This window comes from Rhodococcus sp. NPDC003318, assembly GCF_042879035.1.
Classification (GTDB): Bacteria; Actinomycetota; Actinomycetes; order Mycobacteriales; family Mycobacteriaceae; genus Rhodococcus_G.
In genome coordinates this window covers 123,800-136,211 of the sequence record NZ_JBIAOU010000010.1, presented here as the reverse complement: position 1 = coordinate 136,211, position 12,412 = coordinate 123,800, and the positions used below count along the sequence as shown (strand labels likewise).

Sequence of the window (12,412 nt, the reverse complement as noted above, 5' to 3'; positions counted from 1 at the left end):
TCGGTGCGCGCTGCGGGGTCAGCGCGTCAGGACGGTGCAGGCACTGATACCGGGAGCGCCGTACACGTGCGTGAATCCGACACGCGGGTTGCCGGGCACCTGCCGGGCCCCGGCGTGGCCCCGCAGCTGTACGACGTTCTCGTACACCTGTCGCAGACCGGTGGCGCCGATCGGCTCGCCGTTGGCGATGCAGCCGCCGTCGGTGTTCACCGGGACGGACCCGCCGATCTCCGTGGCGCCGGACCGGATCAGGGACTCCTGCTCGCCGTGCTTGCACAGCCCGGTCTCGGCCAGGTGCATGATCTCGGCGCCGGCCTCGGTGTCCTGGATCTGCGCGACGTCGACGTCGCCGGGGGCGATGCCCGCCGTCTCGAACGCCGCCCGGGACGCGGTGACGGTCGGGCCGTCCGCGCGTTCCGGCGACACCCACGGGCTGAACACCTCGAACGACCCGAACAGGCGCGAGCGCAGTTCGGCCGCCTCGACGAACACGGGCGTGTCGGTGTAGCGGTGAGCATGGTCTGCGCGGGCCAGCACGAGCGCGACGCCGCCCTCGGCCGGTGAGCAGAACATGAACTGGGTCAGCGGGTCGCTGACCATCGTGGCCGCGGTGATCTCCGTTTCGGACAACGGGGTTCGCCGCCACGCGTGCGGTGCGAGGGCACCGTTGCGGAACGCCTTCGCGGCGACGGTGGCGAGCAGGCTCTTCGGCAGATCGTGCTCGACCAGGTACCGCTGGATCTTCATCGCGAAGAACTGAGTGGTGACCATCATGCCGGTCTCGCCGTACCAGTGGCCCAGCCCGTTGTCCTCGGGCCGTGCGTTGAACGCGCCTCGCGGGTGCTTGTCGAACCCGACGACCAGGCCGAGATCGCTCTCGCCCGAGCGGATCCGGCTGAGGGCGGACGTGAGGGCGCTGCCGCCGGTGGCGCACCCGTTGGAGACGTTGACGAACGGCAGTCCGGTCAGGCCGAGATCAGACACGAGTGTGTCCGCGTTGCCCGCGGAATCGCTGCCACCGTAGGCGAACTGGATGTCCTTGAACTCCACCCCGGCGTCGGCGAGCGCCTGCCGGGCCGCGTACGCGCCCTGGTCGCGTCCGCTGACGCCCTCGGTGCGCCCGAACTTGTGGATGCCGATGCCGACGATCGCGACCTTCACGACGATGCTCCTTCGGTGGTGGGCTCGAACGCGAATGTGCGCACCTCGGTGCCGTCCTCGTCGAGGTGGTTGACGATCGTGGTGAGCCGCACGCCCATGCCGATCGTGAGCGCGTCGGCATCGGCGACCGTCAGTCTCGACTCCACGATCACCTCGCCGAGGTCGACGTAGCCCACTCCGAACGGAGTGAACGGATCGACGGTGCGAAACGGCGTCTTCGGGGCGAAGGACTGCACCGTGTACGACCACAGCGTTCCTTCCCTGGGCAGGGTGATGGTGCCCATCGAGGAGCCACCGCACCGCGGACACGAGTCCTGCACGGGGAACGTGACCGTGCCGCATCCGGTGCACGTCGCACCGACCAGTGCCGAATCCGGTCCCGCGGAGTCGAAGAGCGTGCTGTCGATGTACCGCCACGCGGGTGCTGTCGTCATGCCGCACCTCCCTCGGTCGCGATGCGCCACACCGGGATCACGACCGCGTTGCCCTCGGAATCCGCACCGAGATCCTCGAAATCGCACGTCACCGGCGTCCCTGCGGTGACCTCGGCTCGGCCGGGCAGGTTGCCGATCATCCGGACGCCGTCCTCCTCGCCGTCGACGTCGACGACGATCACCGTGTACGGCACCGGGAACAGGGGATGAACCTGATGCTCGACCACGGTGTGCGCGTACACCGTTCCGGTGCGCGCCACCGGCTGCCACACCGGATCGGTGGCGCCGCAGTACACGCAGCGCGGCCGCGGGAGGTGGATCCGCTTCCCGCAGGACGTGCAGGTGAGGACCGACAACCGGCCCTGTGCAGCCTCGGCGAAGAATCCGCTGCTGCCGCGGTCGACGACGGTCGGACGAAGCCTGTCCGCGGAGACCGGGGCGCTCATGCCGCCACCAGGATCAGAGCGCTGGCGGCCGGCGGGGGAGCCGAGGTCACGAGCGAGACCTGTGCTCCCGGCACCTGGCTGGTGGAGGTTCCGCGGATCTGCCGCACGCCCTCCACGACGTGGTTCATCCCGTGGATGTACCCCTCGGACATGTGTCCTCCACTGGTGTTGATCGGGATCGATCCGCCGAGATCGATCTGGCCGTCGGCGAGGAAGTCGCCGGTGTCGCCGCGCTTGCAGAATCCGTAGTCCTCGATCTGGATGAGCGCGGTGATGGAGTAGCAGTCGTAGATCTGCGCGACGTCGACGTCGGCCGGCCCCAGGCCGGCCCGCGAGTACAGGGTGTCCTGGCACACCTGCGACGGCAGGACGGTGATGTCCTCCCGCATGAGGGTGGGATACATGATCCCGGGCTGCGGGCGCGGGCACGTCGCCATCGCAGCCGAGCGGATCAGTGCCGGAGGCTGTGCGAGATCGCGCGCGCGCTCGGCCGTGGTGACGACGACCGCTGCGGCGCCGTCGGTTTCGAGGCAGTAGTCGAACAGGCGCAGCGGCGACGACAGCATTCTCGAGGTCAGGTAGTCGTCGAGTGTCATGGTGCGGTTGTGCATCTGCGCGGCCGGATTGGCGTTGGCGCGTCTGCGGGCGACGAGAGCGATCTCGGCGAGCTGCTCGGACGTCAGGCCGGTCTGCGTCATGTACCGCTCGGAGACGAGCGCGAAGTACTGGCCGGACGACAGCAGCCCGTAGGGGCCGAAGAACTCCTCCATCGACTCCTGGCCGCCGACCTCCGGGGTGGTGACGGGTGAGAGCCCGAATCGGCGTCCCGAACGGCCGTTGAGTGAGCGGAACACCACGACCGTGGTGGCCTGGCCGCTCATGATGGCGGCGACGGCCTGCGCGACCATCGCGCAGGGGCCCGAGCCGCCGGGCCCTGCCTCACCCCAGTAGGTGAGGTTGGGGACGCCGAGACCGTCGGCCAGCGCGGCACACGACACGAGATCCATGTCGTTGCGGACGATTCCGTCGACGTCGGCGACGGTGAGTCCGGCGTCGGCGAGGGCGTTGGCGGCGGCTTCGACGGCGAGAGCCGTGACCGACACGCCGGAGTCCCTCGAGAAGGCGGTCGTGCCGATTCCCGCGATGGCGCACGCGTCGTGGCGCCAGCTGGTGGCTGTGGACATGGGAGGTCCCTTCGGAAGTGGTGGGCTGTCAGTGCGCGGTGAGGCCGCCGTCGGCGGCGATCGCGGCGCCGGTCATGAACGAGGCCTCGTCGGAGAGAAGGAACGCGGCGACGGTGGCCATCTCGCCGGGAACGGCCTTGCGTCCCATGGGGGTCGCCTCGATCGCATCGCTCCGGGTGGGGACCCGGATGGTCCCGTGGAGCGCCGCGGTGTTCGCGGCCAGTCCGGTGCTGACGACGCCCGGGCACAGGCAGTTGGCGCGGATGCCCTGCTCGGCGTAGCCGAGGGCGATCGAGCGCGTCAGTTGCAGCACGCCACCCTTCGATGCCTCGTATGCCGGGGTGTTGAAGTTCGGCGCGACGAGAGACGCCACCGACCCCACCGTCACGATCGAGCCGCCACCGGCGTCGAGCAGGTGGGGGATCGTCGCCCGCAGCGGCAGGAACGTGCCCGTCAGGTTCACGCGGAGGGCGATGTCCCAGTCCTCGAGGCTCAGTTCGTGCGCGAGGCCGGCCCGGGTGATGCCCGCGCACGTCACGACCCCGTCGAGCCCGGACAGTTCCAGTGCAGCGGTCTCCACGGCGGAGGCCACGGACCGCTCGTCGGCGACGTCGCAGTGGACGGCGACGGCGGTGCCGCCCGCCGCCCGCACCGATTCGGCGACGGTCTCGGCCGCGTCCTTGCGGGCGTCGGTGACCGCGACCGCCGCGCCCTCGGAGGCGACCCGGTGGGCGACGGCGGCGCCGATGCCGCTGCCACCTCCGGTGACGAACACGCGGCGCCCTTCGAGGCGTGCAGGCATCTCGGTTCCCTTCGTCACTGCAGGAGGAGCCCGGCATCGACCGGCAGCGACGCCCCGGTGATGTAACGGGCCTCGTCGGAGGCCAGGAAGAGGACGGCGTTGCTCATGTCGATCGGCTCGACCCAGCCGACATCCATGACGTTGCGGGCCTTCGACCGCTCCCACAGGTCGTCCGGTCCCGGGTTCACCAGGTCGGGGCCGAACACCGCAAACGTCGCATCGTTGTGGAGCATCGGCGTTGCCACCGCGCTCGGGTTGACGGTGTTGACGCGAATCCTGTTGCGCCCCAGTTCACCGGCCAGGGTCCGCATCAGGCCCATCACACCCGCCTTGGATGCGTTGTAGTGCCCGATGTTCGCGGAACCGCGGAACGCCTGAATCGAGCTCGTGATCACGATCGAGCCGCCGCGTCCCGCCTCGATCATGGCGGGCACCACCGCCTTGACGGTGTGGAACACCCCGGTGAGGTTGACGTCGATGACGTCCTGCCATTCGTCCTCGGTGAGCTCCCAGGTGGGTGCGAATCCGACGATGCCGGCGTTGGCGCAGACGACGTCGATGTGGCCGAACTCGGAGATCGCCTCCGCGACTGCGTCGTTCATCTGCTGTTGACTGCGTACGTCGGCGATGCGGGACGCCACGCGACGTCCGGTCGCGGCGACCATCTCGACGGTGTCCTTCAGGTCCGCCTCTGTCGGCAGCGGATAGCGGACCGATGCGATGTCCGTGCACGCGTCGACGAGGAAGACGTCGGCACCCTCCTCGGCCAGGCGGACCGCGTGCGAGCGTCCCTGTCCGCGAGCGGCGCCGGTGACGAGAGCGACCTTGCCGGATACCCGTCCCATGGATCGAGTCCTTTCGTGATCAGTTGAACAGCTGGTTGAATCGGGTCTTCAGGGCCTCGAGTGCCTCGGGCGTCATCGCCGCGGTGTCCTGCGGCGCGACCTTGTCGATCGTGATGACGGCGCTGGCGATGTCGGGCAGGACCGAGGCGGCGCGGTACGAGATGGCCTCCTGTCCGGCGGGCGTGACGAGGTAGTTGGCGAGCAGCTGCGCTGCGGCCGGGTGCGGGGCGTCGGTGAGGATGCCCGCGTACATCGGTCCGCCCCAGACCATGTCGTCGAACCCGGAGTCGACGGGTGCGCCCGCCTCGGCTTCCTTCGTCTGGTCCTGGACGAAGGTCGCGGCGGCGATCTCACCGGACGCCAGGGCCTGAGCGAGGGGCAACGCGCCCGGATAGATCCGCGGCTTCTGTGCGGCGAGCCGCTCCATGTAGTCGGCGCCGCCCACCCGGTCCAGGTAGTTCTCGTAGAGGTCGATGTGCGCCGCAGACGTCGGCAGCACCGTGCCGATCCTGCCGCCGGCCAGGGCCGGGTCGAGCAGGTCCTCGTAGCCGGTCAGACCCTCCGGAAGGCGATCGGTGTTCCAGGCGAACGTACCGACGGACGCGTTGGTCACGAAGTCGTGGCTGGGTCGCAGCAGCGCGGCGGCGTCGTACTCGGACTCGTTCACCGCGGGACCGAGGGGCGCGGTCAGTTCGCCGGTGGTGCCGAGCTGCTCGCTCCACGCCGGGGTGGCCTGCACGACGATGTCCGCGACGGCGTTGCCGGTGGTCAGCTCGGCGCCGATCTTCTGGTGCAGGTTGGCGTCGACGTCCCGGACGACGTCGACCCGAATCCCGTACTCGTTCCGGAACCGGGAGGCGAGTTCGGTGAGCTGCTCGGTGGTGTTCGACGAGTAGATGGTCACCTCGCCCTCGGCCTTCGCCTCCTCGATCAGCTGCTGCCAGGCGGCATCTCCGGCCGGGCCGGTCGACTCGAGCGAGTCGGTCGCGACGCCGGACGTCGCGCCGGCGCCACCGCAGGCGGTCACCAGCAGGGATGCGGCGGCGAGGGACCCGACGAGGGAGCCGAGACGCCTGCGCCAACGGTGTCCCGTCGGATGATCGGTGTTCACATGGGCTCCTGGTGGGTACGCGAGAACCGCCCAGCGGTCGCGGAGACAGTGGGAAACACTCTGAAAGGGAAGTGGGGTCAGGCGCCGGCGACTCCGGCGAGCGGGGCACCGTCGTCGGTGACGAGCGGTACCACCGCCTTGCCCATCGAGCTGCCGCCGAGCAGGCCGTTGAACGCCGCCCACGCACCGGCGACCCCGCCGGCGTACTCGGTGTGGACCGGCCGGACGGCGCCGTCCCGGATCCAGGTGGCCATCCGCTCGGTGAACTCGGCGCGGGTGTCCAGGTGGTCTTCGAGGAGGAAGCCCTCCATGCGGGCCCTGCGCCAGATCAGCTTGAGCAGATTGTTCGGCCCGGGTTGCGGGGCGGCCGAGTTGTAGATGCTGCTCATGCCGCACAGCGCGATCCGCGCATGGTCGTTCACGACGCGGACGGCGGCCTCGAGGTGCTCGCCGCCCACGTTGTCGTAGTACACGTCGAGGCCGCGCGCACCCACGTCGGCGAGCGCCTTCCGCAGCAGGTCCCTGACCGATCCGTCGTGGTAGTCGAAGGCGGTGTCCGCGCCGAGATCCCTCACCAGGGAGACCTTTTCGGGGGATCCCGCGCTGCCGATCACGGTGGCGCCCATCCGCTTGGCGATCTGCACGACGGTGGTTCCCACGGCGCCCGCCGCCGACGACACGAACAGCACGTCGCCGGCCTGCAGCCGCGCGATGCGCGTCAGCCCGACCCATGCGGTCATGCCCGGGATGCCGAGCAGACCCAGATGTGTTGCGGGGGAGAGGTCGTCGTGGTCCAGGATACGAACCTCACCGGCGGGCACCAGGGAGCGCTCACGCCACCCGTGGTCGTGGAGGACCAGCGTGCCGACCGGAATCGTCGGGTCGGCCGAGTCGGTGACGTGCCCGACGGTCGGGGCGAGCATCGGCGCATCCAACGGGTACGGCTCGGCGTAGGTGGCCTCGCCGCCCATCCGTCCCCGCATGTAGGGCTCGACCGACATGACCCGGTTCACGACGCGGACCTGACCCGGCCGGGGCGCGGGAACCTCCGTCTCGACGAGTTCGACGTCGGAGTCGACGGGGCGGCCCTTGGGCCGGGCGCGGAGCAGCCACTCGCGGCTGTTCACAGGGGGCACGATTCCTCCGTGTGGTTCGGTGGCGGTGGCGGTGGCGGCCGACGGTCGGTTGCCGGGCCGGGTCATGCCGGTTGCATGGCCTCAATCCGGGAGACCAGGTCGCGGCGCACCAGCTTGCCGGTGGCGGTGCGCGGCAGGTCTTCGACGAAGACGATCTCGTCGGGAGTGCGGGAGCCGCGGAGACGTTCACGGCACCATGCGCGAACCTGCTGGGACTCGAGCCGTACGCCCGGGTCGGTGACGAGGACCGCGCAGATACGCTCGCCCCACTCGTCGTCGGCGAGGCCGATCACGGCGACCTCCCGGACGCCGTCGTGGTGCACCAGCACATCCTCGATCTCGGCGGGAGCGATGTTCTCGCCGCCGCGGATGATGGTGTCGTCGGCCCGGCCGCCGATGTACAGGTAGCCGTCCTCGATGCGGGCCCGGTCCTTGGTGGGGAACCATCCCTGCGCATCCAGGACTGTGCCGCGGCCCATGTACTCGCCGCTCACCTGGGGACCGCGGACCCAGAGCAGCCCGGTTTCCCCCTCGGGGAGGGCGGTGACGTCGTCGTCGGCGCGAATCTCCGCCTCCATGCCCGGCACGATGCGGCCGACCGACGAGAGACGATGGCGCAGAGCGGGATCCGCGAGCGCGTCGCGATGGTCGTCGGGGCCGAGGACTGAGATCGTCGAGCTGGTCTCGGTCAGGCCGTAGGCGTTGACGAACCCGGTCGTGGGGAACGCCCGGAGCGCGCGTTCGAGGACGGGTTGCGGCATCCTCGCTCCTCCGTAGGCCAGGGACGCGAGCGTCGGCGTCTCGCCAGGGGCTCCGGCGAGGTGCTCGACGACCCGAGAGAGCATGGTGGGCACCACCATTGCGCTGGTCACCCCCTGCTCTCGGACGAGGTCGAGCCAGCCCTGTGGGGAGAAGTCGGGCAGGTACACCATTCTGCGGCCGGCGTAGATGTTGCTCAGTACCGCTCCCAGGCCGGCGATGTGGTACGGCGGCGTGCTCACCAGTGCGGCCTGTTCCTCACCTGCCGAGGCGAATTCAACGGTGTTGAACAGATACGACAGGAGATTGCGGTGGCGGAGGAGGACGCCCTTGGGCGCCGACGTCGTGCCCGAGGTGAACAGCACGATCGCGGTCGAGTCCTCGGGTGCCGACGGGAACTCGGCCGGTTCGGACCGGTGTGCGAGATCGAGGAACTCGTCGGTGGTCAGGACGTGGTCCGCGGCACCGGCGAGCATGTCCGCGTATGCCACGTCCGCGACGACGATCGGGCTGTCCAACTGGGCCACCAGATCGCGCAGTTGTTCCTCGGGAAGCCGGTAGTTCAGCGGTGCGAGCGGAATTCCCGCACGTGCCGACGCGAAGGTCAGTACCGGAAGGGCGGGCCCGTTCACGCCGACGAACACGACATGACGCGCGCCCCGGTCGCGGAGGACCGTGGCCCCGCCTCCGGCGAGGTCGCCGAGTTGACGACAGGTCACTCCGCCGTCTCGCGGTCCGACGATGATCCGGTCGGGGTGAACCGAAGATGCCATGTCCAGAACAGTTTCGATACTCATTGCACCACCTGGCTGAGTGAGCGCGGTGCAGCAGTAGTGCACCGACCGTTCGGTCTCGTGCGGCACGCCACCCGCTGAGGGGGTGTGGTTCAGGCCACATCGAGGAGGTGATGTGAACTGTAGCAAATATGCGGGTGTTTTGGCGACAATTGTTCCGAGGAATTCGGAAATGCGCTCCGATCTGCGGAAAGGGGTCGATCGTCGCGTCGTTTCGGGTGCGCCCGCGTGGTGGCCTGTTGTGTGGGTCACACGCGCTCGGTAGTATCCTCATGACAAATCGAGATCCGTGAACGGATCTTCTCGTCACGGGGGTTGATCGGGTGCGGCGCAATGTTTTTCACGACGGAACGGCCGAACGTCGGCCGGTGTCTCGTGGAGACGTGTCGCTGCTGCGGCCGCTGAAGGCGGCCGAGACGGTGGCACGCACGATCGTCGCCGAGATCCAGGCCAAGGGACTGGCGCCGGGTGACGGGTTGCCCTCCGAGGCTGTGATGCTCGAGCAGTACGGGGTCAGTCGGGAGTCGCTGCGCGAGGGTCTGCGTCTGCTCGAGGTGCAGGGGATGATCACCATCCGGCGCGGGCCGGGAGGGGGTCCGATCGTCGGGGCGGTGGATGCCGCCCATCTCGGCAGGGTGTCCACGCTGTTCTACAACATGGCCGGCGCCACGTACGGAGAGTTGTTCGAGGCCTGGGTCTGGGCCGAGGCCGAGCTCGCGGATCGCGCTGCGAGCAATCCGGACGCGGAGTTGCGTGTTCGGCGCATGGAGCCGTTCCTCTCGGCGCCCGATCACGACGTCGACGGTCTCGGTCCGTACGTGGAGGAGCATGCCGGCTTCCATCACGCGCTCGCCGAGCTCGCGGGTAACCGGGTCCTGGCCCTGAGTCTCGAGACGTACGGCCAGATCGTGACGCATCACGTTGCCGTCGTGGACGATCCACGGAACCTGCGGGACGTGCTCACCCACGACCATCGGAACATCGCCGCAGCGGTCGCCGAAGGGCGGCGCCGTCGGGCGCGCTCGTTGATGGAGGCGCACCTCGGTGGGGTGGTGGACTACTGCCGCTCCAGGCTGTCCGCGTCGCTCGACTCGCCGATCGAGTGGCTCTGACGCCCTTCGGGTCGGCCCGGCGCCGTTCGCCCGTCGTTCCGGCCTGACGGTCGCCCGGCCGTGGCTCGCCGCCGTGTCCCTGGCGGAGTGTCTGTTGACATTCGATGTGGGACTTGGCTTTCGGCGCTCACACCCGCTTTGTATTCATCATAAGAAATATGCTCGAACCCCTTGACTTTCAAGTTCATCATGAGCAATATCGTCTCAACGCGAGTGACGCCGATCACAGATGATTCGGTTCGGGTTGCGTATCGACTTCTTCGCCCCGGGCCGCGACATGCCGGCCCGCACGGGGCCCCACGACTCGAGTACGACAGCCAGGAGGCACGATGACGCGGTTGGACGGCAAGGTTGCATTCATCACCGGAGCCGCGCGAGGTCAGGGGCGCGCCCACGCGGTCCGGCTCGCTCAGGGCGGCGCCGACATCGTGGCGGTCGACCTGTGCCGCCAGCAGTCGGCGCTGAACTACTCGCAGGGAACGCCCGAGGACCTCGAGGAAACCGTCAGGTTGGTCGAGAAGGAGGGGCGGCGCATCATCGCCCGCGCGGCCGACGTCCGAGACCTGTCCTCGTTGGAGGCGGTGGTCGACGAGGCGCTCACCGACTTCGGACGCATCGACATCCTCGTCTCGAATGCCGGCATCTCGAACCAGGGGCAGGTCGTCGGCCTGACCGACCGGCAGTGGTCCGACATCCTGGACACGAACCTCGTCGGGGCATGGCACGCGTGCCGAGCGGTGCTGCCGTCGATGATCGAACGCGGGCAGGGCGGATCGGTGGTGTTCGTCAGCTCCACCGTGGGGTTGCGCGGCGCGCCCGGGCAGTCGCACTACGCCGCGTCGAAGCACGGACTCCAGGGTCTGATGCTCTCGCTTGCGAACGAAGTGGGGCAGCACAACATCCGGGTGAACTCGGTCAATCCCGGCGCGGTGAACACCGAAATGGCGGTCAACGAAAGCCTTCTGAAGATGTTCCTGCCGGACGTCGAGAACCCGACACCCGAGGACGCCGCGGACCTGTTCAGCGCGCTGACGCTACTGCCGATCCCGTGGGTGGAGCCCGAGGACGTCAGCAACGCGGTCGCCTGGCTGGTCTCCGACGAGGCGCGGTTCGTACACGGCGTCGCGATCCCGGTCGACGGCGGCCAGTTGGCCCGAAGCTAGGAGGTGACGACAGTGAAGACGATCTCGGTCGACAGCGAGTTCTGCCAGGCGCACGGACGGTGCTACGCACGATTCCCCGAACTGTTCGACGCCGACGACGACGGTCGCGGTGTCGTCGAGGGTGACGGCACCCTCCCCGTGACGGTCGACGGTGACGAGGTCGCCGGAGTCTGTCCCGAAGCCGCCATCGATATTGCGTGAGAAGGGATCCGGAAAATGACCGAGCAAGTCGAAGCGCCCGCGGTGACCCCGACCGGTTGTCCGGTCGACCTCTGGTCGGGTGAGTTCAACGAGAACTTCTGGCCGGAGATCAACCGTATGCAGGCCTCGGACACGTTGTCCGTGCACACCCAGGGCGACACACCGTGCCACGTCGCCACCCGATACGAAGACGTGTTCAAGATTCTTCGTGACTGGAAACGCTTCTCCTCCGAGTTCGGCGTGGCGATCCTCGGCCACGACAACCGTGCCGAGCCACCGAAGAACGAGGGTCGGTTCCTTCCGGAGGATCTGGATCCGCCGGCGCAGACCGACTGGCGCAAGCTCCTGAACCCGGAGCTCACCGAAGAGAAGATGCGCCGCTTCGTGCCCGCGATCACCGAGGAGATCGATGCCTTCCTCGACATCGGAATCGCGGCCGGCGGCTTCCGTGTCATGGAGGACTTCCTACGTCCACTTCAGCTGCGCGCGGTCTTCTCGAATCTGCTGAATCTCGAGGGCGATAGCATCGACGACTGGATGCAGTGGGCGCACGACATCTTCGTCGGGGAGACAGCGGAGGCGTCGGAGAACGCCTTCGTCAGCCTCTACACCGCGATCGATGCACTCGTACGTGAGCGGATGGAGCACCCGATCGACGACGATCTGGTGAGCCTGGTGTGCCGGATCGAGGAGATCGACGGTCAGGCACCCACGCTCGCCGAACGTATCGCCGTGGTCCTCCCTCTCTCGATCGCAGGTCTGGAGTCCACCGGCACCGTGCTCGGTGGGACCATCCACCACCTGGCCACGCATCCGGACGATCTCGCCGAACTCGTGGCGGACCCCGCCCTCGTTCCGGATGCAGTGGAGGAGGGGCTGCGGATGTTCGCCAACGTCACCGTGCTGCAGCGAACCACCACGTGCCCGGTGACCATCGGAAGCACGTCACTCGACGCCGGTGAGAAGGTGTGGACGTCCTACAACGGTGCGAACCGGGACCCGGCCCGGTTCCCGGATCCGCACACCTGGAATGTGCATCGGAAGGACAAGAACCACATCGCCTTCAGCATCGGGCCGCATCGCTGTCTCGGATCGAACTTCGCGCGGGTGATGATGACCTGCGTCCTCGAGCGGATTGTCGAGAAGATGCCGCGCTTCACTCTCGCCGACGGCCAGGTGGTCGGTCACCACTCGATGCCGACCCGTGGCATTCACGAGTTCGTCGTCACCGTCCCGTCGAACTGACCCCACTCCAGTCGAAGGA

General features: G+C 68.5%; 13 protein-coding genes. 4 read left to right on the top strand and 9 right to left on the bottom strand.

The window, feature by feature from the left end; translation table 11 throughout:
• Positions 1–18 precede the first annotated feature (18 nt).
• The 9 genes from ACFYVR_RS17370 to ACFYVR_RS17330 form a co-directional block, all read right to left on the bottom strand.
• Entirely contained in the window at positions 19–1,161 is a 1,143-nt protein-coding gene (locus ACFYVR_RS17370) for a thiolase family protein (RefSeq protein ID WP_387475271.1), read from the bottom strand.
• On the bottom strand, positions 1,158–1,595 hold the full coding sequence (locus ACFYVR_RS17365) for a Zn-ribbon domain-containing OB-fold protein (protein ID WP_387475269.1): 438 nt from the start codon (positions 1,593–1,595) through the stop codon (positions 1,158–1,160). The genes ACFYVR_RS17370 and ACFYVR_RS17365 overlap by 4 nt, the downstream gene beginning before the upstream one ends.
• Complete coding sequence (locus ACFYVR_RS17360; protein ID WP_387475267.1) at positions 1,592–2,041, bottom strand: Zn-ribbon domain-containing OB-fold protein; 450 nt, start codon at positions 2,039–2,041, stop codon at positions 1,592–1,594. The genes ACFYVR_RS17365 and ACFYVR_RS17360 overlap by 4 nt, the downstream gene beginning before the upstream one ends.
• Positions 2,038–3,225 carry a lipid-transfer protein gene (locus ACFYVR_RS17355; RefSeq protein WP_387475265.1) on the bottom strand — a complete coding sequence of 396 codons (1,188 nt, stop codon included), beginning with the start codon at positions 3,223–3,225 and terminating at the stop codon, positions 2,038–2,040. The genes ACFYVR_RS17360 and ACFYVR_RS17355 overlap by 4 nt, the downstream gene beginning before the upstream one ends.
• Positions 3,226–3,253: 28 nt before the next feature.
• On the bottom strand, positions 3,254–4,027 hold the full coding sequence (locus tag ACFYVR_RS17350) for an SDR family NAD(P)-dependent oxidoreductase (protein WP_387475263.1): 774 nt from the start codon (positions 4,025–4,027) through the stop codon (positions 3,254–3,256).
• Between the two features lie 14 nt (positions 4,028–4,041).
• Positions 4,042–4,872 (bottom strand): mycofactocin-coupled SDR family oxidoreductase, encoded by an 831-nt coding sequence (locus ACFYVR_RS17345; protein WP_387475261.1) that lies wholly within the window; start codon positions 4,870–4,872, stop codon positions 4,042–4,044.
• A gap of 19 nt (positions 4,873–4,891) precedes the next feature.
• Positions 4,892–5,983, bottom strand: a complete 1,092-nt coding sequence (locus tag ACFYVR_RS17340; RefSeq protein WP_387475259.1) for an ABC transporter substrate-binding protein — start codon at positions 5,981–5,983, stop codon at positions 4,892–4,894.
• Positions 5,984–6,060: 77 nt separating this feature from the next.
• Entirely contained in the window at positions 6,061–7,119 is a 1,059-nt protein-coding gene (locus ACFYVR_RS17335) for an NADP-dependent oxidoreductase (protein ID WP_387475257.1), read from the bottom strand.
• A 62-nt stretch (positions 7,120–7,181) separates the two neighbouring features.
• The gene (locus tag ACFYVR_RS17330; protein ID WP_387475255.1) at positions 7,182–8,675 is read right to left on the bottom strand and encodes a class I adenylate-forming enzyme family protein; all 1,494 of its coding nucleotides are present in this window, start codon (positions 8,673–8,675) and stop codon (positions 7,182–7,184) included.
• Positions 8,676–9,040: 365 nt separating this feature from the next.
• Between ACFYVR_RS17330 and ACFYVR_RS17325 the strand changes: the two genes are divergently transcribed.
• From ACFYVR_RS17325 to ACFYVR_RS17310, 4 genes are all read left to right on the top strand, one after another.
• Entirely contained in the window at positions 9,041–9,784 is a 744-nt protein-coding gene (locus ACFYVR_RS17325) for a FadR/GntR family transcriptional regulator (RefSeq protein WP_387475253.1), read from the top strand.
• A gap of 329 nt (positions 9,785–10,113) precedes the next feature.
• Positions 10,114–10,947, top strand: coding sequence for a mycofactocin-coupled SDR family oxidoreductase (locus tag ACFYVR_RS17320; RefSeq protein ID WP_387475251.1), 834 nt, complete (start codon positions 10,114–10,116; stop codon positions 10,945–10,947).
• A gap of 12 nt (positions 10,948–10,959) precedes the next feature.
• Complete coding sequence (locus ACFYVR_RS17315) at positions 10,960–11,148, top strand: ferredoxin (RefSeq protein WP_387475249.1); 189 nt, start codon at positions 10,960–10,962, stop codon at positions 11,146–11,148.
• Between the two features lie 15 nt (positions 11,149–11,163).
• On the top strand, positions 11,164–12,393 hold the full coding sequence (locus ACFYVR_RS17310) for a cytochrome P450 (RefSeq protein WP_387475247.1): 1,230 nt from the start codon (positions 11,164–11,166) through the stop codon (positions 12,391–12,393).
• Positions 12,394–12,412: the final 19 nt, after the last annotated feature.

Excerpts from the sequence above, each read along its gene's own strand:
- ACFYVR_RS17350 (WP_387475263.1), bottom strand. The coding sequence starts at position 4,027 with ATGCCTGCACGCCTCGAAGGGCGCCGCGTGTTCGTCACCGGAGGTGGC.
- ACFYVR_RS17310 (WP_387475247.1), top strand. The coding sequence starts at position 11,164 with ATGACCGAGCAAGTCGAAGCGCCCGCGGTGACCCCGACCGGTTGTCCG.
- ACFYVR_RS17345 (WP_387475261.1), bottom strand. The coding sequence starts at position 4,872 with ATGGGACGGGTATCCGGCAAGGTCGCTCTCGTCACCGGCGCCGCTCGC.
- ACFYVR_RS17320 (WP_387475251.1), top strand. The coding sequence starts at position 10,114 with ATGACGCGGTTGGACGGCAAGGTTGCATTCATCACCGGAGCCGCGCGA.
- ACFYVR_RS17355 (WP_387475265.1), bottom strand. The coding sequence starts at position 3,225 with ATGTCCACAGCCACCAGCTGGCGCCACGACGCGTGCGCCATCGCGGGA.
- ACFYVR_RS17360 (WP_387475267.1), bottom strand. The coding sequence starts at position 2,041 with ATGAGCGCCCCGGTCTCCGCGGACAGGCTTCGTCCGACCGTCGTCGAC.
- ACFYVR_RS17330 (WP_387475255.1), bottom strand. The coding sequence starts at position 8,675 with ATGAGTATCGAAACTGTTCTGGACATGGCATCTTCGGTTCACCCCGAC.
- ACFYVR_RS17365 (WP_387475269.1), bottom strand. The coding sequence starts at position 1,595 with ATGACGACAGCACCCGCGTGGCGGTACATCGACAGCACGCTCTTCGAC.